24 protein-coding genes, 1 tRNA gene and 1 other RNA gene are annotated in these 25,951 nt (G+C 39.6%); 17 read left to right on the top strand and 9 right to left on the bottom strand.

The window, feature by feature from the left end; all coding sequences use genetic code 11:
* Positions 1-267 precede the first annotated feature (267 nt).
* From bolA to PR761_RS07675, 9 genes are all read left to right on the top strand, one after another.
* Entirely contained in the window at positions 268-606 is a 339-nt protein-coding gene (bolA, locus tag PR761_RS07715) for a transcriptional regulator BolA (protein ID WP_039855596.1), read from the top strand.
* Positions 607-947: 341 nt separating this feature from the next.
* The gene (gene tig, locus PR761_RS07710; RefSeq protein ID WP_006815755.1) at positions 948-2,252 is read left to right on the top strand and encodes a trigger factor; all 1,305 of its coding nucleotides are present in this window, start codon (positions 948-950) and stop codon (positions 2,250-2,252) included.
* Positions 2,253-2,709: 457 nt separating this feature from the next.
* The gene (gene clpP / locus PR761_RS07705; RefSeq protein WP_006815754.1) at positions 2,710-3,330 is read left to right on the top strand and encodes an ATP-dependent Clp endopeptidase proteolytic subunit ClpP; all 621 of its coding nucleotides are present in this window, start codon (positions 2,710-2,712) and stop codon (positions 3,328-3,330) included.
* Positions 3,331-3,448: 118 nt separating this feature from the next.
* On the top strand, positions 3,449-4,726 hold the full coding sequence (gene clpX / locus PR761_RS07700; RefSeq protein ID WP_006815753.1) for an ATP-dependent protease ATP-binding subunit ClpX: 1,278 nt from the start codon (positions 3,449-3,451) through the stop codon (positions 4,724-4,726).
* 233 nt (positions 4,727-4,959) lie between these two features.
* Positions 4,960-7,389 (top strand): endopeptidase La, encoded by a 2,430-nt coding sequence (gene lon / locus PR761_RS07695; RefSeq protein WP_006815752.1) that lies wholly within the window; start codon positions 4,960-4,962, stop codon positions 7,387-7,389.
* Positions 7,390-7,628: 239 nt separating this feature from the next.
* The gene (gene hupB, locus PR761_RS07690; protein WP_172459960.1) at positions 7,629-7,904 is read left to right on the top strand and encodes a nucleoid-associated protein HU-beta; all 276 of its coding nucleotides are present in this window, start codon (positions 7,629-7,631) and stop codon (positions 7,902-7,904) included.
* A gap of 169 nt (positions 7,905-8,073) precedes the next feature.
* Positions 8,074-9,942, top strand: a complete 1,869-nt coding sequence (ppiD, locus tag PR761_RS07685; protein ID WP_154611208.1) for a peptidylprolyl isomerase — start codon at positions 8,074-8,076, stop codon at positions 9,940-9,942.
* Positions 9,943-10,086: 144 nt separating this feature from the next.
* Positions 10,087-10,458 (top strand): ComEA family DNA-binding protein, encoded by a 372-nt coding sequence (locus PR761_RS07680; protein ID WP_154611207.1) that lies wholly within the window; start codon positions 10,087-10,089, stop codon positions 10,456-10,458.
* A 212-nt stretch (positions 10,459-10,670) separates the two neighbouring features.
* The gene (locus PR761_RS07675; protein WP_154611206.1) at positions 10,671-11,099 is read left to right on the top strand and encodes an acyl-CoA thioesterase; all 429 of its coding nucleotides are present in this window, start codon (positions 10,671-10,673) and stop codon (positions 11,097-11,099) included.
* A gap of 50 nt (positions 11,100-11,149) precedes the next feature.
* Here the strand turns inward: PR761_RS07675 and queC are convergent, their stop codons facing one another.
* Positions 11,150-11,845 (bottom strand): 7-cyano-7-deazaguanine synthase QueC, encoded by a 696-nt coding sequence (gene queC, locus PR761_RS07670; RefSeq protein WP_154611205.1) that lies wholly within the window; start codon positions 11,843-11,845, stop codon positions 11,150-11,152.
* A gap of 227 nt (positions 11,846-12,072) precedes the next feature.
* Between queC and PR761_RS07665 the strand changes: the two genes are divergently transcribed.
* From PR761_RS07665 to PR761_RS07655, 3 genes are all read left to right on the top strand, one after another.
* Positions 12,073-12,534, top strand: coding sequence for an Lrp/AsnC family transcriptional regulator (locus PR761_RS07665; protein WP_006815745.1), 462 nt, complete (start codon positions 12,073-12,075; stop codon positions 12,532-12,534).
* A gap of 74 nt (positions 12,535-12,608) precedes the next feature.
* Positions 12,609-14,354, top strand: coding sequence for a SmdA family multidrug ABC transporter permease/ATP-binding protein (locus tag PR761_RS07660; protein WP_039855593.1), 1,746 nt, complete (start codon positions 12,609-12,611; stop codon positions 14,352-14,354).
* The gene (locus PR761_RS07655) at positions 14,351-16,135 is read left to right on the top strand and encodes a SmdB family multidrug efflux ABC transporter permease/ATP-binding protein (RefSeq protein WP_154611204.1); all 1,785 of its coding nucleotides are present in this window, start codon (positions 14,351-14,353) and stop codon (positions 16,133-16,135) included. The genes PR761_RS07660 and PR761_RS07655 overlap by 4 nt, the downstream gene beginning before the upstream one ends.
* A gap of 106 nt (positions 16,136-16,241) precedes the next feature.
* On the opposite strand, the gene tesB is transcribed toward PR761_RS07655, so the two are convergent.
* The gene (tesB, locus tag PR761_RS07650) at positions 16,242-17,108 is read right to left on the bottom strand and encodes an acyl-CoA thioesterase II (RefSeq protein ID WP_006815742.1); all 867 of its coding nucleotides are present in this window, start codon (positions 17,106-17,108) and stop codon (positions 16,242-16,244) included.
* A 241-nt stretch (positions 17,109-17,349) separates the two neighbouring features.
* Here tesB and PR761_RS07645 point away from each other — a divergent pair, with 241 nt between their 5' ends.
* Positions 17,350-17,808, top strand: coding sequence for a YbaY family lipoprotein (locus PR761_RS07645; protein WP_006815741.1), 459 nt, complete (start codon positions 17,350-17,352; stop codon positions 17,806-17,808).
* A 144-nt stretch (positions 17,809-17,952) separates the two neighbouring features.
* Positions 17,953-18,049: signal recognition particle sRNA small type (gene ffs / locus PR761_RS07640), an RNA gene on the top strand.
* Positions 18,050-18,365: 316 nt separating this feature from the next.
* Here the strand turns inward: ffs and PR761_RS07635 are convergent.
* The 4 genes from PR761_RS07635 to gloB all read right to left on the bottom strand — a co-directional run bounded on the left by PR761_RS07635 (position 18,366) and on the right by gloB (position 21,749).
* A complete protein-coding gene (locus tag PR761_RS07635; protein ID WP_006815740.1) occupies positions 18,366-18,569 on the bottom strand; it encodes an HHA domain-containing protein in 204 nt (67 codons plus the stop codon).
* A gap of 71 nt (positions 18,570-18,640) precedes the next feature.
* Complete coding sequence (gene tomB, locus PR761_RS07630) at positions 18,641-19,009, bottom strand: Hha toxicity modulator TomB (protein WP_006815739.1); 369 nt, start codon at positions 19,007-19,009, stop codon at positions 18,641-18,643.
* Between the two features lie 527 nt (positions 19,010-19,536).
* Positions 19,537-20,913, bottom strand: a complete 1,377-nt coding sequence (gene mltD, locus PR761_RS07625; protein WP_006815738.1) for a murein transglycosylase D — start codon at positions 20,911-20,913, stop codon at positions 19,537-19,539.
* 83 nt (positions 20,914-20,996) lie between these two features.
* On the bottom strand, positions 20,997-21,749 hold the full coding sequence (gene gloB / locus PR761_RS07620) for a hydroxyacylglutathione hydrolase (RefSeq protein ID WP_006815737.1): 753 nt from the start codon (positions 21,747-21,749) through the stop codon (positions 20,997-20,999).
* 34 nt (positions 21,750-21,783) lie between these two features.
* On the opposite strand from gloB, the gene PR761_RS07615 reads away from it, so the two are divergent.
* Complete coding sequence (locus PR761_RS07615; protein WP_006815736.1) at positions 21,784-22,509, top strand: class I SAM-dependent methyltransferase; 726 nt, start codon at positions 21,784-21,786, stop codon at positions 22,507-22,509.
* Between the two features lie 8 nt (positions 22,510-22,517).
* On the opposite strand, the gene rnhA is transcribed toward PR761_RS07615, so the two are convergent.
* Positions 22,518-22,988 (bottom strand): ribonuclease HI, encoded by a 471-nt coding sequence (rnhA, locus tag PR761_RS07610; protein WP_006815735.1) that lies wholly within the window; start codon positions 22,986-22,988, stop codon positions 22,518-22,520.
* 54 nt (positions 22,989-23,042) lie between these two features.
* Between rnhA and dnaQ the strand changes: the two genes are divergently transcribed.
* Both dnaQ and PR761_RS07600 read left to right on the top strand, forming a co-directional pair.
* The gene (dnaQ, locus tag PR761_RS07605; protein WP_006815734.1) at positions 23,043-23,804 is read left to right on the top strand and encodes a DNA polymerase III subunit epsilon; all 762 of its coding nucleotides are present in this window, start codon (positions 23,043-23,045) and stop codon (positions 23,802-23,804) included.
* Between the two features lie 121 nt (positions 23,805-23,925).
* Positions 23,926-24,002 (top strand) — tRNA-Asp (locus PR761_RS07600).
* Between the two features lie 139 nt (positions 24,003-24,141).
* Here PR761_RS07600 and yfdE read toward each other — a convergent pair.
* Both yfdE and PR761_RS07590 read right to left on the bottom strand, forming a co-directional pair.
* Positions 24,142-25,275, bottom strand: a complete 1,134-nt coding sequence (yfdE, locus tag PR761_RS07595) for a CoA:oxalate CoA-transferase (protein ID WP_112836210.1) — start codon at positions 25,273-25,275, stop codon at positions 24,142-24,144.
* Positions 25,276-25,951 (bottom strand): CoA transferase (locus PR761_RS07590; protein WP_272519348.1); only part of this gene is annotated, 676 nt, incomplete at its 5' end.

Below are 25,951 nucleotides of genomic sequence, written 5' to 3'. Positions count from 1 at the left end.
GGGTAACGATAGCTAATGTTATTAGACAACAGTTTGAGAAAAAATTCGCATAAATGTATATCACATGGAACATTTCGCGTTTTCGGCGCCAAATTATCAATGATGCTGACGTTATTATCCGCTATTTCTATAATAAGAAGATAGTCGTTACGCAGTGTAATTGAGCGCTTTTTTCAATGCTAGAGGCTGTTGGATATTCAAGAACAATCTTTAATAAGTATAGGCTATCAACCCACATTGGGTTTCCCATTTTATCAAGGAGCTTTTATGGACGCCAATACACCACCAACAATGCAGTCCCGCGTGAGTGAAAAATTGCAGGCGGCTTTTAAACCAGATTATCTGGATGTGATTAATGAAAGTCATCAGCATAATGTTTTGCCTGGCTCTGAAAGCCACTTCAAAGTTGTTTTGGTTAGCGAAAAATTTGAAAATATGCGTATGATTGGGCGCCATCGCGAGATCTATGCTATTTTGGCTGACGAATTAGCTGGTGGGATCCATGCATTAGCCCTACATACCTATACGCCTAAAGAATGGGACGAATTAGCGAGTACGGTGTTAAAATCGCCAGCTTGCCGTGGTGTAGGTGGTATCAATCGCTAATTACTGGTCTAAAATTGATTCTGCCACAGCGAGTGGGATCTAATTAGCCTCCATGTAATGGATACTTTTTCCCCAATTTGATAAGGGAAAATGAAATTTTAGCCAGAAAAGTCACAAATAAAGAGGAATAATAGCTTCTTTTATCGGCTTTTCTCGACTCTGGGCGCATGCATCGGTATAATGTTGCGTCTAATTTTCAGTAAGGTTTCGGGACGCTTCTGATATCAGGGATGACCGTTACGAAAGTAACGACCCCGGTTCTGGAAGGGAGATGGTCATTATGATTTAATGACATAGCTCTGGAGTAGACCGATCACTAAGATTTATTTTGAGGTAAGAAGATGCAAGTTTCTGTTGAAACGACTCAAGGCCTTGGGCGTCGTGTAACAATCACCGTTCCTGCCACTGATATTGAAAAAGCGCTGAACAGCGAGCTGGTTAACGTTGCTAAAAAAGTTCGCATTGATGGTTTCCGTAAAGGAAAAGTACCAATGCATATCGTTAAACAACGTTATGGTGCGTCTGTAATGCAAGACGTTCTGGGCGATGTTATGCAACGTAACTTTATCAATGCAATCATCGAACAAAAAATTAATCCAGCTGGCGCACCAAGCTATAAGCCAGAAATGTTCGAAGATGGTAAAGACTTTGTTTTCTCTGTTGAGTTCGAAGTTTACCCAGAAGTCGAATTAAAAGGTTTTGACGCTATTGAAGTTGAAAAACCAGTTGTAACCGTGAAAGACGAAGACCTCGACAACATGCTGGAAACTCTGCGTAAGCAACAAGCACAGTGGAAAGAAGTTGAAGATGCAGCAACTGCTGATTCACGTATCACTATCAATTTCTCTGGTTCTATCGATGGTGAAGAGTTTGAAGGTGGTAAAGCTGAAGACTTCGCACTGGTTATGGGCGAAGGTCGTATGATCCCTGGTTTCGAAGACGGTATTGTTGGTCACAAAGCTGGCGAAGAATTCGACATCGAAGTTAACTTCCCAGAAGATTACCATGCAGAAAATCTGAAAGGTAAAGCAGCTAAGTTTGCTATCGTCCTGAAGAAAGTAGAACAACGTGAACTGCCAGAATTTACTGAAGAATTCGTTAAGCGTTTCGGTATTGCCGACGGTTCAGTAGAAGGTCTGCGTGCAGAAGTTCGTAAAAATATGGAACGTGAGCTGAAAAATGCAATTCGTAACCGTATTAAAGCGCAAGTTCTAGACGGTCTGGTTAACGCTAACGAAATCGATGTTCCAGCAGCGGTTGTTGATGGTGAAATCGATGTTCTGCGTCGTCAAGCAGCACAACGCTTTGGTGGCAACGAAAAACAAGCGATGGAATTACCGCGTGAACTGTTCGAAGAACAAGCTAAACGTCGCGTACTTGTTGGTCTGCTGTTAGGCGAAGTGATCAACAAAAACGAACTGAAAGCTGATGAAGAGCGCGTTAAGGCACTGATCGAAGATATGGCATCTGCTTACGAAGATCCGTCAGAAGTTATCGAATACTACAGCAAAAATGAAGAGCTGATGAACAGTGTTCGTAACTTAGCGTTAGAAGAGCAAGCTGTTGAAACTATTCTTGCTGCTGCAAAAGTAACTGAAAAAGAAACTAACTTCACTGAACTGATGAACCAAGTTCAAGCAGGTTAATTTTTCTTTTTAGCAGTACAAAACAAAAACCCGTAGTTATTGCGCTACGGGTTTTTTGTCAATTAGAGCAGTTAAATTTAGACTTTTCATAAATCATCTTGAAAAAAATATTTAAACCCTAATTATAATAAGAGTCCGTTGGATATCACAAATAGGGCGATGGAATTATTTTGTACTGAAATAATTTTTCAACAGCATAAAACCGTGTAACTAGATAGACTTGTGTTAAACTCTTGTATAGAGCGGCTTGCTCACCACAGCACTCTGGACTGTATTTTAGAATTATTTTTCAAGTGATTTGTTTGAAAAGTGACTAAAATAATCAAGTAAGTGCGGATATCGAGCAGGCAGATACAAGAAATTTAAAGGCAATTGTTTGTAGTACATTCCTGCCCAAAATGGCGGACAGACAGCAAATTAGGCGCAAGCACCAGAAAGTTTTTAATAGGAGATTTCGATGTCACATTTTGGCGGTCAGGAGCAGTTAGCATCCCAAATGGCACTTGTGCCAATGGTTATCGAGCAAACCTCTCGAGGTGAGCGCTCATACGATATTTATTCACGTCTATTAAAAGAACGTATTATCTTCCTTACTGGCCAAGTAGAAGATCATATGGCGAACTTAATTGTCGCTCAGATGCTATTTCTTGAAGCAGAAAATCCAGAAAAAGATATCCACTTGTATATCAACTCACCAGGCGGTGTGATTACTGCGGGGATGTCAATCTATGACACCATGCAATTTATCAAGCCTGATGTTAGTACGATTTGTATGGGGCAAGCTTGTTCTATGGGAGCATTCTTGTTAACCGCGGGTACTAAAGGTAAACGTTTCTGCTTACCAAATTCTAGAGTCATGATCCACCAACCATTAGGTGGCTATCAGGGACAAGCGACTGACATTGAAATCCATGCTCAAGAAATCTTGAAAGTGAAGTCGCGTATGAATGAGTTGATGGCTCATCATACTGGTAAATCCATCGAAGAAATTAGTCGTGACACAGAGCGCGATCGCTTCTTATCCGCAAATGAAGCGAAAGAATATGGTCTAGTTGACCATATTTATACTAGCCGTTAATTTGCGTAATTTTTTGATATAACAAATTATATCCGAAACTATTTGAGAAATTTTTTGCCTTGTTTTTCTGACTTACACGGATAAAACAAGGCATGATGAATATAAGTGAGGTCTACTGATGACAGATAAACGCAAAGAAGGGGCAGGTAAATTACTGTACTGTTCTTTCTGCGGAAAAAGTCAGCATGAAGTACGCAAGCTGATTGCCGGTCCGTCAGTCTACATTTGTGATGAATGCGTGGATTTATGCCTCGATATCATCCGTGAAGAAATCAAGGAACTGGCTCCGCATCGTGAGCGCAGTGAATTGCCAACTCCCCATGAGATCAGACAGCACCTTGATGATTATGTAATCGGTCAAGAAAAAGCTAAAAAAGTATTAGCGGTAGCAGTTTATAACCACTATAAGCGCCTACGTAATGGTGATAAAACCAGCGATGGTGTGGAGTTAGGTAAAAGTAATATTCTGTTAATTGGTCCTACTGGTAGCGGTAAAACGTTATTAGCGGAAACGTTAGCACGCTATCTGGATGTGCCATTTACGATGGCAGATGCAACCACATTAACTGAAGCGGGTTATGTGGGAGAAGACGTTGAAAATATTATCCAAAAGCTCCTGCAAAAATGCGATTACGATGTAGAAAAAGCGCAACGTGGAATCGTTTATATCGATGAAATTGATAAAATTTCACGTAAGTCGGATAACCCATCCATTACCCGTGACGTCTCTGGGGAAGGGGTTCAGCAGGCATTACTGAAATTAATTGAAGGTACGGTTGCTGCGGTTCCGCCACAAGGTGGTCGTAAACATCCTCAACAAGAATTTTTACAGGTTGATACCTCTAAGATCTTGTTCATTTGTGGTGGCGCATTTGCTGGGTTAGATAAAGTCATTGGTCAGCGCTTGAATACACGTTCAGGTATTGGTTTCGCAGCTGAAGTTAAAGGTGAATCAGAGAAAGCCACCGAAGGTGAGTTATTAACTCAGGCTGAGCCAGAAGATTTGATTAAATTTGGTCTGATCCCTGAATTTATTGGCCGTTTACCTGTAGTTGCGACACTAACTGAACTGAGTGAAGACGCACTCATTCAGATTCTAAAAGAGCCAAAAAATGCGTTAACTAAACAGTACCAAGCGTTGTTTAGTCTTGAAGGTACTGAATTAGAGTTTCGTGAAGAGGCTTTGGTCGCAATTGCGAAAAAAGCAATGGCACGTAAAACCGGAGCTAGGGGTTTACGTTCTATTGTAGAAGCAGCCTTACTCAATACGATGTACGATCTACCTTCAATGAGTGATGTTGAAAAAGTCGTTGTCGATGAAAATGTGATTAATGAGCAGTCAGAACCGTTGCTGATTTATAGTAAGCCTGACGCTCAGGCTTCTGGCGATAACTAATCCCACAAAGATGTTCAATAAATAATCAAACAAAATGAGGGGCAACCCTCATTTTGTTTTTTATGCTTAACTACCCATTGAATGCTAAAATCTTGTCCCCATATAGTTTATATTCTTAGTTGTGGTTTCCTTATTTTGAAATAACATTGTTATAGTGCAGTGTTTTACAAGAATATTTTCCTTTGATAAGAGACAACCCTTAACTGGCGTGTGCTAAACGAAGAGAGAGCTTTATGAATCCAGAGCGTTCCGAACGCATTGAAATACCAGTATTGCCTCTGCGTGATGTAGTGGTATACCCACATATGGTGATCCCACTGTTTGTTGGACGTGAAAAATCCATTCACAGTCTGGAAGCAGCAATGGATCATGATAAGCAAGTGATGCTGGTTGCGCAAAAAGAAGCCTCAACCGATGATCCTGGGGTAAATGATTTATTTGCTGTTGGGACTGTTGCGTCTGTTATTCAGATGCTTAAATTACCCGATGGCACTGTCAAAGTTTTAGTCGAAGGGCTTAGACGTGCTCGTATCACAAGCTTAACTGACAATGGTGAATATTTCTTAGCGCAAGCAGAATACTTGCTAAACGATGACGCTAAATCAGCAGCTGCCTATGATGAAACAGGAACAGTGCCAACGGCAGAATTGGTTGATGAAAAAGAGCAAGAAGTTTTATATCGCACAATTGTTAGCCAATTTGAAAGCTATATTAAGCTGAACAAAAAAATTCCACCTGAAGTCCTGACTTCACTGCATGCGATTGAGCAAGATCAGTTGGATAAACTGGCTGATACGATTGCGTCACATATGCCATTAAAATTAGCGGACAAACAACGCGTTCTTGAAATGGCAAACATTGCCGAGCGTGTTGAGTTCCTGATGGCAATGATGGAATCAGAAACAGAATTACTGCAAGTTGAAAAGCGCATCCGTAATCGCGTGAAAAAGCAGATGGAAAAAAGTCAGCGCGAATACTATTTGAATGAGCAAATGAAGGCCATTCAAAAAGAGCTGGGCGAAATGGATGATGCGCCGGATGAATACGAGTCGCTGAAACGTAAAATCGAAGAAGCGAAGATGCCAAAAGAGGCTCAAGAGAAAGCAGAAGCTGAATTGCAGAAGCTGAAAATGATGTCTCCAATGTCAGCAGAAGCGACAGTGGTACGCAGCTACATTGATTGGATGGTTCAGGTACCATGGCATAAGCGTAGCAAAGTCAAAAAAGACCTAGTGAAAGCTCAGGAAGTCCTTGATACCGACCATTATGGTTTAGAGCGTGTTAAAGACCGTATTCTTGAGTATCTGGCGGTACAGAGTCGTGTGAGTAAAATTAAAGGCCCAATCTTGTGCTTAGTGGGGCCTCCAGGGGTTGGTAAGACATCACTGGGGCAATCTATTGCCAAAGCGACAGGTCGTGAATACACCCGTATGGCATTGGGTGGTGTACGTGACGAAGCGGAAATCCGTGGTCACCGTCGTACCTATATTGGTTCGATGCCAGGTAAACTTATCCAAAAAATGGCAAAAGTTGGGGTGAAAAACCCGCTATTTTTACTGGATGAGATCGATAAAATGTCTTCCGACATGCGTGGGGATCCGGCTTCTGCATTATTAGAGGTATTAGATCCAGAGCAGAACGTCGCATTCAACGACCATTATTTGGAAGTTGATTATGACTTGTCTGACGTGATGTTTGTGGCGACATCGAACTCGATGAATATCCCTGCACCATTATTAGACCGTATGGAAGTGATTCGTCTATCTGGTTACACCGAAGATGAAAAACTAAATATTGCGAAGAGACATCTGTTATCTAAGCAAATTGAACGTAATGCGTTGAAAAAAGGTGAACTATCTATCGATGATAGCGCGCTGATGAGTATCATTCGTTACTATACTCGTGAAGCGGGAGTTCGTGGTTTAGAGCGTGAAATCTCTAAACTGTGCCGTAAAGCGGTTAAAGCACTGTTAATGGATAAAAAATTGAAGCACATCAGTATCACCGCAGATAATCTAAAAGATTATTTAGGTGTTCGTCGCTTCGATTATGGACATGCAGATACAGAAAACCGTGTAGGACAGGTAACAGGTTTAGCATGGACTGAAGTTGGTGGTGACTTACTAACTATCGAAACCGCATGTGTACCAGGTAAAGGGAAATTAACCTATACCGGCTCTCTGGGTGAAGTCATGCAAGAGTCGATTCAAACCGCATTAACGGTTGTACGTGCTCGTGCAGAAAAACTGGGTATTAATGGCGACTTCTACGAAAAACGTGATATTCACGTTCACGTACCGGAAGGCGCAACACCGAAAGATGGTCCGAGTGCAGGTATTGCAATGTCAACCGCACTAGTTTCTTGCTTAACGGGTAATCCAGTTAAAGCGGATGTAGCGATGACTGGGGAAATTACCCTACGAGGCTTAGTGCTACCAATCGGTGGATTGAAAGAGAAGTTATTAGCGGCGCATCGTGGTGGAATAAAAACAGTTTTAATTCCTGAAGAAAACAAGCGGGATTTAGAAGAAATTCCTCAAAATGTGATTGCTGATTTGAAAATTCATCCAGTAAAAACCATTGAAGAAGTCTTATCTCTAGCTTTAGTTAATCCTCCTTTTGGGATGGAAGTAGTAAAAAATAAAGCGAAAAAGGTGAGCTAAGTCATAAAGCTCGTATAAAACTAAGGCTGACAGCTAATTAAGTGCTTGTCAGCCTTTTTTTTCATCGCTACTTTTAGCGAAGATTCTGATAATGGTTCGCATGCTATTTGTTCTCTTGCCATTGATATTCAGGATTGATATAACGGCTGCATCATTAATTAACCATACTTACTATTGTTAACTATACTGTAATTGGTTAATTAACCGATCAAGTCAAAACTAATATGGGGATGATAATAGTGAATAAGTCTCAACTGATTGAAAAAGTCGCTTCAGAAGCGAACATTTCTAAAGCCGCAGCAGGTCGCGTAGTCGATGCTTTCGTTGCCTCTGTAACGGGTTCGCTGAAAAAAGGTGATGATGTTACTTTAGTTGGCTTTGGTACTTTTTCTGTACGTAAACGCGCAGCGCGTATTGGTCGTAATCCGCAGACAGGTAAAGAAATTAAAATTGCCGCGGCTACAGTACCTGCTTTCCGCGCCGGTAAAGGTCTAAAAGACGCTGTTAATCGTTAATTGAGTTTTAGTCGCGTCTTTCACGCTTTTTTGCGAAAACTCAAACTGACGTAATGTCTTTAATCAGATAATATATAAGCGCACCATGGAAATGGTGCGCTTTTTTTCCTATCTGGGTTAGAATTAGCGCATTATTAAGAAATTCAACAAAGCGGAGTTAAGCCTTTTTATGATGGAAGATCTACGCACGAAGGCGAACAGTCCTTTTATTAAAGTGTTGTTAGCTATTATTATCCTGTCATTCGTGCTGACAGGTGTTGCTGGCTATGTGATCGGTGGTTCAAGTAATGATGCCGCTGAAGTCAATGGGCAGCCAATAAGCAGGGAACAATTACAGCAGGCTTTTCAACAGGAACGCCAATCATTACAAGAATACTTAGGGGATAAATTCGCTGAAGTAGCCAGTAATGATGAATATATGAAAGAGCTGCGTACCCAAGCTTTGAATAACTTAATCAATACCCAATTGATTAATCAATATGCGAATGAATTAAATCTCTCTGCAAGTGATAAGCAAATTGAACAGGCTATTTTTGCTATGCAAATTTTCCAAACTGATGGAAAGTTTGACAGTGAAAAATATCGCGAAATCTTAAGCCGTTACAATATCAATGCAGACAGCTTCGCCGCACAAATTCGTCAAGACTTAGTCCGTGCGCAATTAGGCAAATCCTTTACGGGGACTGAGTTTGCACTGCCTTCTGAAGTGAAAGCTTATGCTGAGCTATTTATGCAGCAGCGTGAAGTTCGCACTGCAATGCTGCCACTAGCTGAAGTTCAAGCTAAACAAACCGTCACAGAAGACGAATTGAAAGCGTATTATGACGCTAATCAAAATAGTTTTATTTCACCTGAACAAGTTCAAGTGAGCTATGTAGAAATGGATGCTGCATCAATGCCGAAAGCAACGGTAAATGATGAAGAAATCACAACCTACTACCAGCAAAACCTGAAAAACTTCACTAAAGCAGAGCAAAAACTCTATAGCATGATTCAAGTTGCATCAGAAAAAGATGCGCAAGCTTTAGAAACTGAACTGAAAAATGGTGCTGATTTTGCTGCGTTAGCAGCTGAAAAATCAACAGACAAATTCAGTGCAGGTAATAAAGGTGTGATTGGTTGGATGGAAGCTGCATCTACACCAAGTGAAATCATCAGCGCGAACCTAACTGAAAAAGGTCAGGTTTCAGCACCAATTAAAGTTCAAGACAATTATGTTCTGTTCCGTTTGGATGATATTACGCCTGAAGCAATTAAGCCGTTAGATGAAGTTAAAGACAGCATTAAAACAAGCTTAACTCAAGATAAGAGCATCAAGCAGTTTTATGATTTACAACAGAAAGTGAGCGAAGCTGCAACAAATGATAATGAATCGTTGGCTTCTGTTGAAAGCGTTTCTGGACTGAAAGTTAGCAATACCGAATGGTTTGATCGTAAAAATCCACCAGAAGCACTGAACTTCCCTAAAGTCATCAATGAGATTTTCAGTGAACGCTTAATTGATAAAAATGGCGCTACAGGTATTAACTCTGATGTGATTAACGTTGAAGGTGACCGTGCCTTTGTTGTTCGTGTCACTCAGTACAAAGCGGAAATGACAGAGCCATTTGATCAAGTTAAATCTGAGATTGCAACGCTGGTGAAACGCCAAAAAGCCTTCACTCAGTTAAAAGCAGATGGCGACAAACTAATTACTGAGTTAAAAGCGGGCAAGGGTGATGAGGCTCTGAAAGCTGCTGGTACTCAATTTGGTTCTGTTCAGACCGTCTCTTTCATTGCACCGGCTACCGATGTCACTGATGTTGCAATGAAAATGACTCCACCAATTGATGGCAAACCAACATACTCAATTGCTTATGATAAACAAGACAACTTACTGGTTGTTCAGCTAGATAAAGTGACTTTAGGTCAGCCAACTGCAGAAGAGCTGAGCCAACTTGGAAGTCAGTATCAAGCGATGATGAGCTCTGTGGTTAATGAGTCATTGATGCAAAACTTGCGCGCTAATGCAAAAATTGAAATTCAAAATATTGAATAATTGAGAAGCGCTTCGCAACTGAGATTGTAATCTTGGTAATAAAAGGCCACCTTTGGGTGGCCTTTCGCATTGTATAAACAAGCAAAAAGCATTGAGTGACAGCCTCTGGCATTGTGATGTTTCTACACACATAGGAGAACTGAAATGAAATGGAATGAAAATATTAAACAGGGATTAGGGACGTTATTTATGGCTGCCATGTTGTATTCAACATCGGGAGCTACATTTGCCAAGAAAATAGAACCAGAAAAATCTGTGGTTGCGGTGACTCAGCCAAAAGAAATGATAGAAACTAAGCCAACGACGGGTTTAGTCAGCCCTGAACAAGTTAATATCAATCAAGCAAGCGCTGAAGAATTAGCAAAGATCCTCAGTGGAATTGGTAAACAAAAAGCTCAGGCAATAGTGGAATATCGTGAAAAATATGGGGCATTTAATTCCATTGAAAATATTCTTGAGGTTCAAGGTATTGGTCCTGCATTTTTAGAAAAAAATCGTAGTAAGTTAGTGTTGTAACGATAAATAAGCTCATCAGTAAATGATGAGCTTATTTCACTTTGGTATTTTTAACTGAAAGAGTCAAAACAGAAGTGAAGGTTTTTTATTCTAAAAATAATTTTGTAGAGCTTAATATGAGAGCTAAGTCTTATAAGTGATATTTTCTCAGCAAGCTATCTAAAGATTTGTTATTTTTATGTTATCAATAAAGTTAACTGGTCGGAGTAGTTATGGCGATAAATATTAAAGTACTTGGGTACCACATTGATGTATTCCAGCATGTAAACAATGCTCGTTATTTGGAGTTTTATGAGGCAGACAGATGGGAGTGGATGGGAAAAGCGAATCTGATTGAATGGGCAATCCAAAATAAAATTGTGATGGCAGCTGTAAACATTAACGTCAATTATTTTCAGGCAGTGGGTTTGGGTGATGAACTCACAGTAATATCCCGTATGGATAAAATTGGTGCTAAAAGCGCGGTTTGTTATCAACAGATTATCCGTAATAGTCATGGGCAATCTGAAGTTGTATCAGATGCTTATGTTACTTTTGTTTTTATTGATGGAAAAACGAATAAAGCCATGGTGATTGCAGATGAACTGCGTGAAAAAATTGAGGCGCTCAATAACAAAAAAGATTCTTTTATTGAAATGTAGCCAACCGAAATAAATAACTCTTTGGTTGGCTTTTTAAAATTAACGATAAACTACGGTTTTAGCTGCTCGAGAAGAGAATTCATTACAGCTTGTTTATTGCTTAAGTAATAATTCAAGCCTTTGCTGCGTAAGTGGCACGCTGCACACTCTCCACAGCCATCACCTTGAATACCGTTATAACATGTTAGTGTTTGTTGGCGAATTGTCTCTAGATGCCCATAATGATCCGCTAAAGCCCAAGTTTGCGCTTTATCTAACCACATTAGTGGAGTCTCGAATCGGATATCTTTAGCTAGACCTAAACTTACAGCATGGTTGAGGGATTTAACGAACTCATCACGGCAATCAGGGTAACCAGAAAAATCAGTTTCGCAAACTCCCGTGATCACCGCTTCGGCTTGTACCTGATAAGCATAAATAGCGGCTAACGTGAAAAATAAAATATTTCTACCAGGAACAAACGTACTCGGGAGACCGCTAGCTTCACTCTCCTTAAAGTCAGGAACCGGAATATTGTCTCGGGTAAGGCTGCTAATGGCTAATTCACTAAGTAGAGTGACATCAAGAACTTTATGAGCTTTAGCGCCTAATTGTAGGCTAAGTTTTTGTGCGACTTCGATTTCTAAACGATGGCGCTGACCATAATCAAAAGTGATGCAATGAACTTCATCATAATGTTGAAGTGCCTGTATTAGGCAGGTTGTGGAGTCTTGCCCTCCGCTAAAGACAACAACGGCTCGTTTCATAAGAACCTCCTGAACTCGAATAGGATTTAGATTTAAGGCTATGTTAGCGATGGGGAAAGGGAATGAACAGTCTATTTTTTTACTCTATTACTATTTAGTAAGCAATTTATGCTATATTCCCGCGATTTTTATAAAGTTATTCTACAATATTCACAACACGTAACACCTTTATTGTTTTCACATGGTAGAATTTTGATGATGAAAGTACATAAGGAAGGGGGCTAAATATGTTGGATAAAATTGATAAAAAGTTACTTTGCTTATTACAAAATGACAGTGGTCTATCATTAAGCGCATTAGCGGAAGCGGTGAACTTAACATCAACGCCATGTTGGAAAAGGCTAAAACGGTTAGAAGATGAAGGTTATATCCGCGGTCGAGTGACACTGCTGGATGGCGAAAAATTAGGTTTAGGACTTACGGTTATCGTAATGATTAAAACTCAGCAGCATAATAGCGAGTGGTATGAACAGTTTGTCTCTTTTGTCGAACAACTACCTGAGGTATTAATGTTTTATCGTATGGCTGGGGAATATGATTATTTAATGCAAGTCGAAGTACATGATATGAAATCGTATGATTTATTCTATAAAAAGCTGGTTAATGGCGTTCATGGTTTAATCGATGTGACTTCCAGTTTTGCGATGGAAAAAATCAAATATACGACGGTGCTACCTATCCCCGATTAGTGGGCTATATCAATAGAACGCCAATATATAAATAGAAATTCGGTCGTTATTAACATCATTCAAGGCAGTAATACGTGCGATTATTTTCACAATTACGTTGGTACTTTTTTAGTGAATGGCGACGCTACTGCGGCGCTATTTGTTTTTTAATTATCATCGCTATTTTACAAGTCATTCCTCCGCGCCTAGTCGGTGAAGTTGTAGACGGTATCAGTAAAGGGTCTATGACTAACCCGCAGTTGGTCAATTATGTCTTAGCCATGTTGGTCATTGCACTGGCGGTATACGGATTACGCTATGTTTGGCGTTTATGGCTATTTGGCGCCTCATATAAGCTCGCCGTTCAATTAAGACAGAAAATTTATCAACGACTCAGTCAGCAAAACCAATCTTTCTATTTAAAATATCGTACTGGGGACTTGATCGCCCGCTCAACAAATGACGTAGATCGGGTTGTTTTTGCCGCTGGGGAAGGGGTATTAACCTTTGTTGACTCCTTAGTCATGGGCTGTGCTGTATTGGTCATGATGAGTGTAGAAATTAGTTGGCAACTGACATTACTTGCCTTGATCCCTATGCCGATAATGGCTTTAGTCATTAAGCGTTATGGAGATCTACTTCATCAACGCTTTAAGCATGCTCAAGGTGCTTTTTCTTCATTAAATAATCATGCCCAAGAGAGTTTAACCAGCATTCGTATGATCAAGGCATTTGGTCTCGAGGAGCATCAATCAAATCAATTTGAGCAGGTGGCGACAGAAGCTGGACGCCGCAATATGCATGTTGCGAAAGTCGACGCACGTTTTGACCCAACCATATTTGTGGCAATTGGTATGGCAAACTTATTGGCAATCGCAGGGGGAAGCTGGATGGTGTTGAATGACACATTAACCCTCGGCGAGTTAACCAGTTTTGTGATGTATTTAGGATTAATGATTTGGCCTATGTTGGCATTGGCGTGGATGTTTAATATTGTTGAACGAGGCAGTGCTGCCTATAGCCGTATATTGAGTTTATTGGATGAGCCTTTAGTTATCAAAGATGGTGCTCACTCTTTACAGCCAGATAAAGGCATATTAGAAGTTAATATTGGTGTATTTCAATACCCAGAAACTCAACGTCACGCCTTAAAAGATATTCGTTTTACTTTAAAACCGGGAGGTTTTTTAGGGTTATGCGGACCTACAGGCTCGGGTAAATCTACTCTAATAACCTTGTTACAGCGCCATTTCGATATTGATGAAGGGGAGATTTGCTACCAAAATCGCCCATTAACAGACATTCATTTGAATGAATGGCGAGCTAGGTTATCGATAGTTAATCAATCTCCATTTCTGTTTTCTGATACGGTAGCCGGAAATATTGCTCTTGGTCACCCTGACGCGACTCAAGCCCAGATTGAAGAGGCTGCACGTATTGCTTGTGTGCATGAGGATATTTTAAGGCTGCCTGAAGGTTATCAAACTGAAGTTGGTGAGCGAGGTGTGATGCTTTCTGGCGGGCAAAAACAACGTATTTCCATTGCTAGGGCTATTTTACAAAATGCGGAAATATTGATTTTAGATGATGCGCTCTCCGCGGTTGACGGGCAAACCGAGTTCACAATCTTGCAAAACTTAAGCCATTGGCGGCAGGGAAGAACGTTAATCATCAGTGCACATCGATTATCAGCATTAGTAGAAGCTGATAATATTTTGGTGTTGTGCCATGGCGAAATAGCAATGCAAGGCACTCATGAAGAACTCAGCCAACAGGTGGGCTGGTATAAAGATATGTATCACTATCAGCAGATTGAAGCGGCTTTGGATGGTGATCTATGAGTCAAAAAAAATCACTTTGGCCAGCATTAAAACGGTTGCTGTCTTATGGAAAAGCGTATCGCGGAACCATGGGAATTGCGGTCGGGATGCTATGGTTAGCGGCGATTGCGGAAGTCAGTGGTCCTTTATTGATTAGCTACTTTATTGACAATATGGTCGCTAAAAAACAGATTATCATGCCACTGACGCTGTATATGGCTGTTGGGTTTGTTTTACTGCAAATTACAGCGGCACTGCTTCATTATTATCAAAATATTTTGTTCAATAAAGCTTCTGTTGGGGTTGTACAAAGTTTAAGAACGGATGTGATGAATGCAGCATTACGCCAGCCATTGAGTACGTTTGATAAACAACCGGTAGGGCAAATTATTTCGCGGGTCACCAATGATACTGAAGTGATCAAAGACTTATTTGTGACAGTCGTACCAACCGTATTTCGCAGCATTGCACTAATATGCGCTATGCTGGTGGCAATGTTTTCCTTAGAGTGGCGGATGGCTTCGATAGCGGTACTCATTTTCCCCGCAGTCTTTATTATCATGTTGATTTATCAGCGCCTTAGTACGCCAATAGTTCGTCGGGTTCGTGCGTATCTTGCAGATATTAATAATAGTTTTAATGAAGCTATTAGTGGAATGACGGTTGTACAGCAATTCTTGCAACAAGCACGATTCGGCAAAAAAATTCAAGAAATCAACCAAGAACACTATCAGGCTAGAATGAAAGCATTAAGGCTTGATGGGTTATTATTGCGCCCATTACTCAGCTTAATTTCTGCCGCAGTTCTGTGTGGGTTACTGCTGTTATTTGGGCTTGATGGTGCGAGTACGATCGGGGTTGGGGTGCTCTATGCTTTTATTAATTATCTTGGGCGCTTGAATGAACCATTAATTGAACTCACTTCTCAGCAATCTATGTTGCAACAGGCCGTTGTGTCTGGGGAGCGCGTATTTGAGCTTATGGACAGCCCTCAGCAAGGGTATGGCGATAATATACAGCCGTTACAGCACGGAACAATTGAAATAAAGCACCTTGCATTTTCTTATCGCGATGACAAAAAAGTTTTAGATGACATTAATTTGTCTGTTCCAGAAAATAATTTTCTGGCATTGGTAGGGCATACAGGAAGTGGCAAAAGTACTATCGCTAATCTGATTATGGGCTACTACCCTTGGCAACAAGGTGAAATTTTATTGGATAGCCGAGATTTAAATACGTTATCACACCAAGTGTTACGTAGTGGAATTGCAATGGTTCAACAGGATCCAGTGGTGCTCGCGGCTTCATTCTTTGATAACGTTGCATTAGGGCGAGATGTCTCTCAGGATAAAGTTTGGGAGGTTCTTGAAACTGTTCAGTTGGCTCAGCATGTTCGCAATATGCCAGAAGGATTGGATACACTGCTTGGCGAGCAAGGAAATACATTATCTGTAGGTCAACGCCAGTTGCTCGCAATGGCTAGGGTATTAGTCATTACCCCTAAAATTTTAATATTGGATGAAGCAACCGCGAATATTGATTCAGGAACTGAGCAGGCAATCCAAAAGGCATTACGAGTTATTCGCCAAAAAACCACATTGGTAGTAATTGCTCACAGACTATCAACGATTGTTGATGCGGACCAAGTGGTTGTTTTGCATCGCGGAACGATTGTAGAGCAAGGGAATCATTCTCAGCTTCTACAGCAAAAAGGTCGTTATTATCAAATGTACCAGTTACAACAGGTGGGGGATTCACTGAACTCTCGCGATGAGGTTACAGTGGAGACCGCGCTAGTTTAGTCGTACCTAACTAAATATCAATTTTACCTAATCAAAAGAGCCACCAATATTTTTGGTGGCTCTTGAACTTTCAATTTTGAGTAAGTGACTACTTATTTTTTAGCACTCAGCGAAACTTTCTCTTCCGAATAACCCCTTCTTGGACTGTCGTTGCAACGAGTTCTCCTTGCTGATTATAGATTTGACCTTTTACAAATCCTCTGCCTCCTGAAGCTGATGGGCTTTCGATTGCATATAGTAGCCATTCATCTATTCGATAAGGTCGATGGAACCACATCGAATGATCAATAGTGGCAACTTGTAAGTCTCGTTCCATAAAGCCACGACCGTGAGGCTGTAAAGCAGCAGGCAAGAAGTTATAGTCAGATGCGTAACCTAATAAGTAATCATGTAAGGCTGGGTTATTGGGCAACTTACCTTTTGATTTAAACCAAATATAGCGGAACGGTTCTTGAGGAGCACTATCAAATGGGCTGTAAAATTGAATAGGGCGGAATTCAAAAGGATTTGGGCGTAGAGCATACTTTTTTACAGATTCTGGCAGTTTATCAGCTAATCGCTGAATAATTTCATCTTGTGAGATTAATTGCTCTGGTGCGGGGACTTCAGGCATTAGATTCTGGTGATTGAATCCATCTTCTTGTACCTGAAAAGACGCAGTCATAAAAAAAATGGGTTTACCATTTTGGATTGCACTGACTCTGCGGGTACTAAAACTACCTCCATCTCTTAAAATTTCCACATCGTATACAATTGGGCGTTGGCTATCGCCTGGACGTAAGAAATAGCTATGAAATGACGTGATAATCCGATCTTCTGGGGTTGTTTGTTTAGCGGCATATATCGCTTGTCCGACGACTTGTCCACCAAAAACTTGAGGTAAACCAAGGTCTTCACTTTGCCCTCGAAAAATGCCTTCTTCAATTTTTTCGAGTTTTATTAGGCTCACTAAATTTTGTAATTCTGGGCTCATAGTTACCTTGATGATGGTTAAAAAATATCAGATAGCACTATTTTCCCATTAATTACAAAAAATAGGTAGGCAGTTTGTGTATGACTAAATAGGCATTCTTTTTCTGTTACATTTTGAAATATAATTTCATTATTTAATATGTATTAGATATAATTTTCTAAGGTTAGATAAATGAAGATGTATAGATTATAATGGCGACGTAAAAATATACAGTAAAAACAATTGGTTATAGGGATTTTTTATGGGGTTGCAGCGCAGTGTTATTAGTTTGTTGGTAATTGTTTTTTTAGTGGGCTGCGAAGGAAATAACGCTAAACCCGCAGAAAAAAGGTTACAAGGAAAAGATAACCATGACAATCAACAAGTCGATATCGGTAAGGTCAGTGGTAATCTAATGATTATTAAAGGGGCCGTGCTTCCTGAGGATGTGGATATTACGGTCACATTGGCAGATACATCGATCATTGATTTACCCGCTTTAATATTGTCACAAAAACACTATAACCAATTGAATAATAAAACATCCTTACCATTCGAGTTGACTTATCATAAAAATGAAATTAGAAAACAGGCTCGGGTGATGGTGAGTGCGACTGTGTATGGAGAAGGAAAGTTATTGTATATCAGTGATTCTTCAATTGAAGTTATCAATAATGGTATAACCGAAAATATAGATATTTTATTAGTACCGGCGAATTAACCTTATTTTTAGGTTAATTGATTTTGAAATGAAAACTCTCGATTTTTTGAGTAATAAAACAGCACTTGATTTCCACTTTCTTGCTATTTTAATGGCTATCAAGCATAATGCCCCTGCTTTGAAAGAAGCATTCAATGGGGGCTCTGTTGGTTCTCCCGCAACGCTAACTTGTTAACTAGGTCAGGTCCGGAAGGAAGCAGCCATAGCAGGGGTCGTGTGTGCCGGGATGTCGCTGGCAGGGCTCCCACCCAAATTATACCTTTCCTTTTTTGTTCTTTTGAATTGATTTCCCTCTATCCCAAGAATACTGTCCAGTACACTCACTAACCCTATTTGATAAATTTTATGATATTTATAGAATATTTTTAGGAATATTAGGTAATAACAGAGAGCTATTGAAGTTTCAAAAACTAAAATATATCAGTCAGAGATTATTTCTATAATAGAAAAATAGAATTACATTTATTGAATGCTGAAAATTAAGAAAATGAAATACTATTGAGCCGATAAAAAGTTACCGGCTATAACCATTTACTATCTGTGCGCGTAAATAGAATTTATCTAACAAACTTCCAAACAGATGGAGGGATCTTATCGTAAAGTTTATTCATGGTGAGCTCTGCAAGACGGTGGTCTGCAGCAGAGTAAAATAACTCTAACTCATCATCTGATAACTCATATTTATTTTTTTCAATGACGCGCTCAAGTGTTTCAAGAGTTGTGCATTTTCTCAAACGCATCAGATAATCAGATTTGGTCATAACGCCCTTTCTTTTATGAAAAATAATCTAAAACTTAGTATGTCATAGTTAGGAGAAGGTAAATGATATACCTATGTTTTACTTGTCAGACATTTTAGATCATCATCTAGCACGGCGACAAGATTTTGATTCATACTTTCCCAGTCAGTGATTTCGCTAAAGGTAATAACTGGACTGCCAAATAAATCATATGTTTCGTCAAGATACTCTTCGACTAATGATATAACGAGATTTTCTTTTGGGTATTTGATCTTAAATCGCCAAACAAAGGAAGTGATGTGTTCGACAAGCTCGTTAAGACTCACACTTAGGGGTGAGCTGAGATCATTTATCCAATGAGTTGTTGTTTTTTGTAAACTTGATATCGCATCACGATTCAAGCTGTTACATAGATACTTTAATTCTGCTATATCATGTTTTTTGGGTGAATATTCATCCATAATCACCTCCACGGGCGAATCTGACTTTTACTTTGTGTGTTTTATATCAAAAATAATGTCATGTTAACTAAATATAAGCATCAGTGTTCAGTATAAATAGACAGAAGTTAATATACTGAAAAATATAAGATTATCACTGCGTGAGAGAATTTTTTAGATTATCAATGCTATATAAGTAATATTCGAATATAAACTGGCTGCTCAAAACAATTTTCGCCACGTTGATAATAATAGCACTTTTATGACATAAGTCACCACCCAATAACTACTTTTTTACAGATAATCGTAACAAGTAGAACTGATATTGCCATTTATTTTCTTGGTATTGATTGAATGAAAAATGTAAATAACACTGAACTCTTTATACATTTTAGTATGCTTAATATGAAATATTACAACTAAAAATGTAACATTGATTGATAACTTGATTAAAACTAATTAAATAGTTTATTTCTAGTCATTGAGTTTTATTTAATATAAAAAACTCCGCAGTTTTGAACTGATACGGAGTTTTTTATTAAATTAATTTAAAGATATAAGTTTAAAGTCACACCCGGCTTTAAGTCTGCCATTTTAACGCCTGAGTTCCAGTTCATCAGGTCATTTAGCTTAATGCCGTGACGTTTCGCAATACCATAATAAGTATCGCCTTTTCTGACTTTATAGGTACCATTCTTACGACTATTCGCAACAGGTGCTGCTCCAGATATTTTTAGCGTTTGCCCTGGAACGATCGCTTTGGCGGTTTTTAGACCATTAAGCTGCTGAATATTTTTTGCGGTCGTATTGAATTTTCTCGCTATACTTGCTACCGATTCACCTTTACGTACTTTATAAGAGAAGGTTTTACTTTGTTTGGTATTGTTTTTAGCGATATGAGTATTACGCTTGGTCTCTTGTGCATAACGATGTTGAGACAGGGCAGTTCGAATATCATTCAAAACATCTTGATCCGTAAGTGATAGCTTTAGCTTCTCAGCTTTTGCTGTCGGTAACAGAATATAATGTGGACCATTAGGGGCAGTCACCCCGCGAGTATACCCCGAGTTATATGTTTTAATTGACTCTTCAGTCAGCCCGACTAATTCGGCAGCTTGGGTTAAACTAATCTGTTGACCAACGTCAATTTGAGTCAAACCGCGATTCTTATTACTTTTCGGTAATTTAACCTGATAACGCTCAGGCTCTCTTAATACTTGGCTTAACCCTAGAATTTTTGGAACGTATTGCTTAGTTTCTTTCGGTAGTTGCAGAGACCAAAAATCAGTTGGTAATCCAGCCGCTTCATTCTTTTTAATTGCATTTTGTACGCAGCCTTCACCACAATTATAGGCCGCTAACGTTAGCTCCCAATCGTGGCCAAACATAATATTAAGGTTTTCAAGCAAATCCAACGCAGCTTTTGTTGACGCAACCACATCACGGCGTTCATCAACCCATTGAGTCTGTTTTAACCCGTAACCGCGAGCGGTAACTGGCACAATTTGCCACAGACCTGCTGCTTGAGCAGGGGAGGTTGCTTTAGGATTAAATGAACTTTCAATGACGGGAATTAGAGCTAATTCCATCGGTAAGTTACGTTCATTAATTTCATCTACAATTAAATACATGTAAGGTTCAGCTCTTACAGCAACATCATAGATAAAATTTTGTTTGTTTGAATAGCTGTTGGCCATTTCCCTAACGGTTGAGTTGTTAGGGATATCCATCTTCAGTTCACCACTAATATAACCCCAAAGGTCGTGATCGACTTTTGAGAGTTGTCTACTCGCTGCCTGATTATGAGATGCAACAGTGTCAATTGAGTGATTAGCTGAAGATTTTTGATGCTTTGCGGTAACTTTTGGTGCACTTTGGCAGCCAGCAAGCAAAACAATGGCGATGAGGGTCGCAATTATCTTCATTATCTCTATTTATCTTTCATTTTTAATGTTTAAAAGTTGAACAGATAATACTGATTTTACCTGTCATTGACAATGATTATACGTCAATATTGATCTTTTAATTGGCGTAACAATGTGAAAATGGCTCTTAATGATGGATTTACCATCTTAATGTTCAATTTTTGTTGTAATTCTACATTATTACACTGTAAAAAAATGTTAATATTTCTCTCTGTTTTCAATGTGCTAGGTACGGTCGCCTGTTGATTTTCACGTAATGCTGTGACTTTTTCGGAATAATTCTTAATAGCTTCATTTTCAGGCCAAATATGCTGCGCAAATTTTAAGTTAGAAAGCGTATATTCATGAGCACAACAGACCAAAGTATCGTCGGGTAAAGCGGCAATTTTTTGAATAGATTGAAACATTTGTTCTGGTGTACCTTCAAAGATACGACCGCAGCCTGCCGAAAAAAGAGTATCACCACAAAATAGATACGGAGCTTGATAAAAACCAACATGCCCTAGAGTATGCCCTGGCAATCCTAGTACTTTAAAATTAAAGTTACCGATCACGACAGAATCACCATCTTCAATTAGCAGTGTTGCCCCCTTTGCGAGCGTTTCTTGAGGCCCAAAAACAGGAATATTGGGATATGCTGCAATAATATCTTTAACGCCTTGGGTATGGTCGTTATGATGATGAGTGAGCAAGATTGCAGCAGGATTTAATTGGTTAGTTTTTAATGTTGCGATTACGGGCTCTGACTCCGCAGGGTCAACGATGATACATTGTTGGTTATCAGCTAGTAACCAGATGTAGTTATCGCTTAAAGCGGAAATTCGAATTAACTCCATAAATAACCTCGATTCTAATTCTAAGGGGAATGTGATGAAACCTGCGCGTATTGAGAAAAACATTCAAATGCCCGCCAGTTGGTCCGCTATTCCTTTTGGCGAACATTATCGCCAAGCCTTGGATATTCAATTAGCACCATGGTGGCAAAAAATATTTGGTTTTCATCTGCTTAAATTAGGGCATTTAAGCACAGAAATCCAGACTAAACAGTGCATGATACCTCATCAATTTTCGCTAGGAGAAGATTCGAATATCTTTGATGTAGCTGCTGCCCCGGAAGCACTTCCATTTGCAGATAAGACAATAGATGCTTGTGTTATGTCGCATATGCTGGCGTATAGCAACAACCCACACTGGATCTTACGTGAAGTGGACCGAGTATTAATTGATGATGGATGGTTAATTATTTCGGGATTTAACCCATTCAGTTTAGCGGGGATGGCGAAGCTAGTTCCGATACTCAGAAAGCAGCAACCATACTGTAGCCGGTTTTTCCCATCATTAAGAGTTTTTGACTGGCTAGGGTTATTGAATTATGAAGTTCTGTATCACCAAAATTGCCAAGTAATCCCTTGGATGTCTCCGGATAAGCGCATAAATAAGTGTGGTGGAGTTGGGGTGATTAGCGTCATTGTGGCGAGAAAAAGAACCTATCCCTTAACACCGACACCCCTAAAATTTAAACAGCCAAAAGTAAAAATCACAACGGCATTAGGGGCGACGAAGGAAATCAGTAAACAAACGAAACTAACTAAATAGTCGAATGATTATTCTTGAGCTGGCTGGTATCCAGTATCTTCTTTAGTAGGGGAGTTTGCTGCAGCGCGGGCTAATTCATCACATTTTTCATTTTCTGCATGCCCTGCATGTCCTTTGACCCAACGCCAGTCAATCGTGTGGCGAGTGATGGCTTGATCGAGACGCTTCCATAGGTCGACATTCACAACAGGCGATTTATCTGCTTTTTTCCATTGGCGACGTTTCCAATTATGGATCCACTGAGTGATCCCTTGGCGTACATATTGGCTATCCGTTGTCAGGATCACATCGCAAGGTTGAGTTAATGATTCAAGGGCGATGATCGCAGCCAACAATTCCATACGATTATTGGTGGTGAGGAAAAAACCGTCACTGAGTGTTTTTTCATGCTGCTGATAACGCAACACAATGCCATAACCGCCGGGACCTGGATTACCTAAACAAGACCCATCAGTGAAAATTTCTACCTGCTTTGTCATTTCTGTTACACTCTTTCTTATTCATCAACTTCTAGTTTGACACAAAAAAACATTATGAGCACGGCGATAACCAGACAAATTGTCCTCGATACTGAAACCACGGGTATGAACAAGCTTGGTGTTCATTATGAAGGTCACAATATTATTGAAATTGGTGCTGTCGAGGTAATAAACCGTCGACTAACAGGGCGTAATTTCCATGTTTATATTAAACCTGACCGCCTAGTTGATCCTGAAGCCTTTGGTGTTCATGGTATCAGCGATGAATTTTTGCAAGATAAACCTGTTTTTGCAGAGATTGCCGATGAGTTTATTGAATTTATTCGAGGGGCTGAGCTTATTATTCATAATGCTCCCTTTGATATCGGCTTTATGGATTACGAATTTCGTAAACTGAATCGTGGAATTCCGCCCACTGCGGAGTTTTGTTCTATTACCGATAGCTTGGTTCTCGCTCGAAAAATCTTCCCGGGCAAACGTAATAACTTGGATGCATTGTGTGATCGTTACTTAATCGATAACTCTAAGCGAACACTGCACGGGGCATTGCTCGATGCGGAGATCCTCTCTGATGTTTATCTAGCGATGACTGGAGGGCAGACATCCCTCGCTTTTTCGATGGACTCTGACTCAAAGAATATTCAACAAGCAAATGAAATCCAACGTATACAACGTCCTGCTAGTGGATTAAAAGTTCTTTATGCCTCCGATCAAGAAATTGCAGAGCATGAGGCTCGCTTAGATATTGTCGATAAAAAAGGTGGAAAGCCCTGTTTATGGCGAAAAAGTGATGATGAGGAAGATGTCCTTCACTAATTAAAGTCAGATAATGCCCTGCAAGACTAAAAATTGTTCAACTGTACGATTTTTCAAGAAAAAGTGTTGACTGTGATACCGAGTATTCGTAATATGCTTGGCGTTCCCAGTAGGGAACTTCGGAGCGGTAGTTCAGTTGGTTAGAATACCTGCCTGTCACGCAGGGGGTCGCGGGTTCGAGTCCCGTCCGTTCCGCCAAATTATGACGCCATGCTATTAATTAGCATGGCGTTTTTTTTCATCTAATGTCTAAGCATTTTGGGTTTTGTTATTACTGTAGTAACTCTAATATCTCAATAGTGCTTTTCTACTCGTAACGAAGACTTATTAATTAAAATTAAGAAAACTCTTTACGAAGTATCTCTCCATGCTCATTTAACTCTGGAGCACCTTTTCTTTCTTTAGGATCTGGGTAGCTACTTATTTTTATTGGGTTACCGGGCATCTTGATACCACCAGCTTCAATTAACATATTTCTGGCTTGTGTCTGTGGTAGTTGCATTGCTTCCGCTACACTCAATAATGGAGCTGCGGGAACTCCGGCTACATCTATAGCGTTAATCCAATAATCTGCGTTATGTTCTTTTAGCTTATTTTCAATAAGCTTTTTGAGTTGTTCTTGATTTTTAACCCTATCAATATTGGTTAAGAAACGAGGATCCTTGATTAGTGATGGTAACTCAATGGATTGGCATAGCTTAGAAAATAAAGAGTCATTTCCACAGCAAATAGTAATAGGCTTATCCTTAGTATTAAAAACATCAAAAGGGGACATATAGGGATGGCGATTTCCAATCCGTTCAGGCGCTTTCCCTGTTGCAACATATGCCATTAATCCATGTTCAAGAAATGATATTGTTGAGTCGAACATGGCAATATCAACATGAGCCCCTTTACCTGTTTTTTCTCTTGCATATAAGGCGCTGACGATACCACAGAACATATATATACCAGCGCATAAATCAGATATTGATGTTCCAACGCGGACGGGAGGTCCATTATGAAAACCTGTTTCCATCATGATGCCACTCATCGCTTGAATAATCGTGTCATAAGCAGGAAAGTCTTTTAATGGTCCGGTATGACCAAAACCAGAGGATGAAGCATAAATGAGTCGAGGGTTTATTGTAGATAGTTCTTCATATGAAAACCCGAGTTTATCCATAGTTCCTGGACGAAAGTTTTCGGCAACGATATCTGCTTGTTTTATCATATTGATAAAAATCGCGCGATCATCATTATCTTTTAAATTAAGAACGATGCTTTCTTTTCCTCGATTCACAAAACTATAATATAAAGATTGCCCATTAACATAAGGCCCATATGTCCGGGTATCATCACCATGACCTGGAGTTTCAATTTTTATGACTCTTGCTCCAAGATCACATAGCATTTGAGTTCCAAATGGGCCATTTAATACATGCGTAAGATCTATAACAAGTAAATCTTCGAACGGGCCTTTGCTTTTCATTTAATTACCTTTTTTATTTATTGTCATGCTTTTTTCTATTTCTATTATTTGAGTATCATTGTAATTAAGTTCTTTTAATACTTCGTGTGTATGCTCCCCCAATAAAGGTGACCTCACTATTGTAGGAGTAAATCCAGAGAATTTTATCGGACAACCGATTGTGAGATAACTGCCGCGTTTAGGATGATCTACTTCAATAATAGAGCCACTATCTCTCAGTGATTTATCATTTATGATTTCTTTCATACTTAATACAGCGGAACAAGGAATATCAAATTTATCAAAATAATCTGTTGCTTCATGCTTATCTTTATCTTTAATAATATTTTCTATTGCATCCCACACATCCTGAATATGGCTTACTCGCGCTTCAACTGTTGCAAAATTAGGATCAGTTTTCCATTCAGGACGACAGATTGCATCGCAAGTTTTTTCCCAATTGTGATCTTGATTAATAAAATAAATATAGGCATTAGGATCAGTGTCGCTTCCCTTACATTTAAGCATCGTGCCTGGTTGCCCTCCACCGCTTGAATTACCTCCACGGGGTACTGCATCACCGAAAGTGCCATTTGGATATTGAGGATATTCTTCTAAGAATCCAATTTTCTCTAAGCGTTGTTGGTCCCGTAATTTTACCCTGCACAGGTTCAATACAGCATCTTGCATTGACATT

Source organism: Providencia sp. PROV210, from assembly GCF_028479445.1.
In the GTDB taxonomy this organism is placed as follows: Bacteria; Pseudomonadota; Gammaproteobacteria; order Enterobacterales; family Enterobacteriaceae; genus Providencia; species Providencia rustigianii.
This window is presented reverse-complemented; position numbering and strand designations above follow the sequence as displayed.

Bases quoted from the DNA above. Each gene is read 5' to 3' on its own strand.
- bolA (WP_039855596.1), top strand. From the start codon at position 268: ATGGACGCCAATACACCACCAACAATGCAGTCCCGCGTGAGTGAAAAA.
- tig (WP_006815755.1), top strand. From the start codon at position 948: ATGCAAGTTTCTGTTGAAACGACTCAAGGCCTTGGGCGTCGTGTAACA.
- clpP (WP_006815754.1), top strand. From the start codon at position 2,710: ATGTCACATTTTGGCGGTCAGGAGCAGTTAGCATCCCAAATGGCACTT.
- clpX (WP_006815753.1), top strand. From the start codon at position 3,449: ATGACAGATAAACGCAAAGAAGGGGCAGGTAAATTACTGTACTGTTCT.
- lon (WP_006815752.1), top strand. From the start codon at position 4,960: ATGAATCCAGAGCGTTCCGAACGCATTGAAATACCAGTATTGCCTCTG.
- ppiD (WP_154611208.1), top strand. From the start codon at position 8,074: ATGATGGAAGATCTACGCACGAAGGCGAACAGTCCTTTTATTAAAGTG.
- PR761_RS07680 (WP_154611207.1), top strand. From the start codon at position 10,087: ATGAAATGGAATGAAAATATTAAACAGGGATTAGGGACGTTATTTATG.
- PR761_RS07675 (WP_154611206.1), top strand. From the start codon at position 10,671: ATGGCGATAAATATTAAAGTACTTGGGTACCACATTGATGTATTCCAG.
- queC (WP_154611205.1), bottom strand. From the start codon at position 11,845: ATGAAACGAGCCGTTGTTGTCTTTAGCGGAGGGCAAGACTCCACAACC.
- PR761_RS07665 (WP_006815745.1), top strand. From the start codon at position 12,073: ATGTTGGATAAAATTGATAAAAAGTTACTTTGCTTATTACAAAATGAC.
- PR761_RS07655 (WP_154611204.1), top strand. From the start codon at position 14,351: ATGAGTCAAAAAAAATCACTTTGGCCAGCATTAAAACGGTTGCTGTCT.
- tesB (WP_006815742.1), bottom strand. From the start codon at position 17,108: ATGAGCCCAGAATTACAAAATTTAGTGAGCCTAATAAAACTCGAAAAA.
- PR761_RS07645 (WP_006815741.1), top strand. From the start codon at position 17,350: ATGGGGTTGCAGCGCAGTGTTATTAGTTTGTTGGTAATTGTTTTTTTA.
- PR761_RS07635 (WP_006815740.1), bottom strand. From the start codon at position 18,569: ATGACCAAATCTGATTATCTGATGCGTTTGAGAAAATGCACAACTCTT.
- tomB (WP_006815739.1), bottom strand. From the start codon at position 19,009: ATGGATGAATATTCACCCAAAAAACATGATATAGCAGAATTAAAGTAT.
- mltD (WP_006815738.1), bottom strand. From the start codon at position 20,913: ATGAAGATAATTGCGACCCTCATCGCCATTGTTTTGCTTGCTGGCTGC.
- gloB (WP_006815737.1), bottom strand. From the start codon at position 21,749: ATGGAGTTAATTCGAATTTCCGCTTTAAGCGATAACTACATCTGGTTA.
- PR761_RS07615 (WP_006815736.1), top strand. From the start codon at position 21,784: ATGAAACCTGCGCGTATTGAGAAAAACATTCAAATGCCCGCCAGTTGG.
- rnhA (WP_006815735.1), bottom strand. From the start codon at position 22,988: ATGACAAAGCAGGTAGAAATTTTCACTGATGGGTCTTGTTTAGGTAAT.
- dnaQ (WP_006815734.1), top strand. From the start codon at position 23,043: ATGAGCACGGCGATAACCAGACAAATTGTCCTCGATACTGAAACCACG.
- yfdE (WP_112836210.1), bottom strand. From the start codon at position 25,275: ATGAAAAGCAAAGGCCCGTTCGAAGATTTACTTGTTATAGATCTTACG.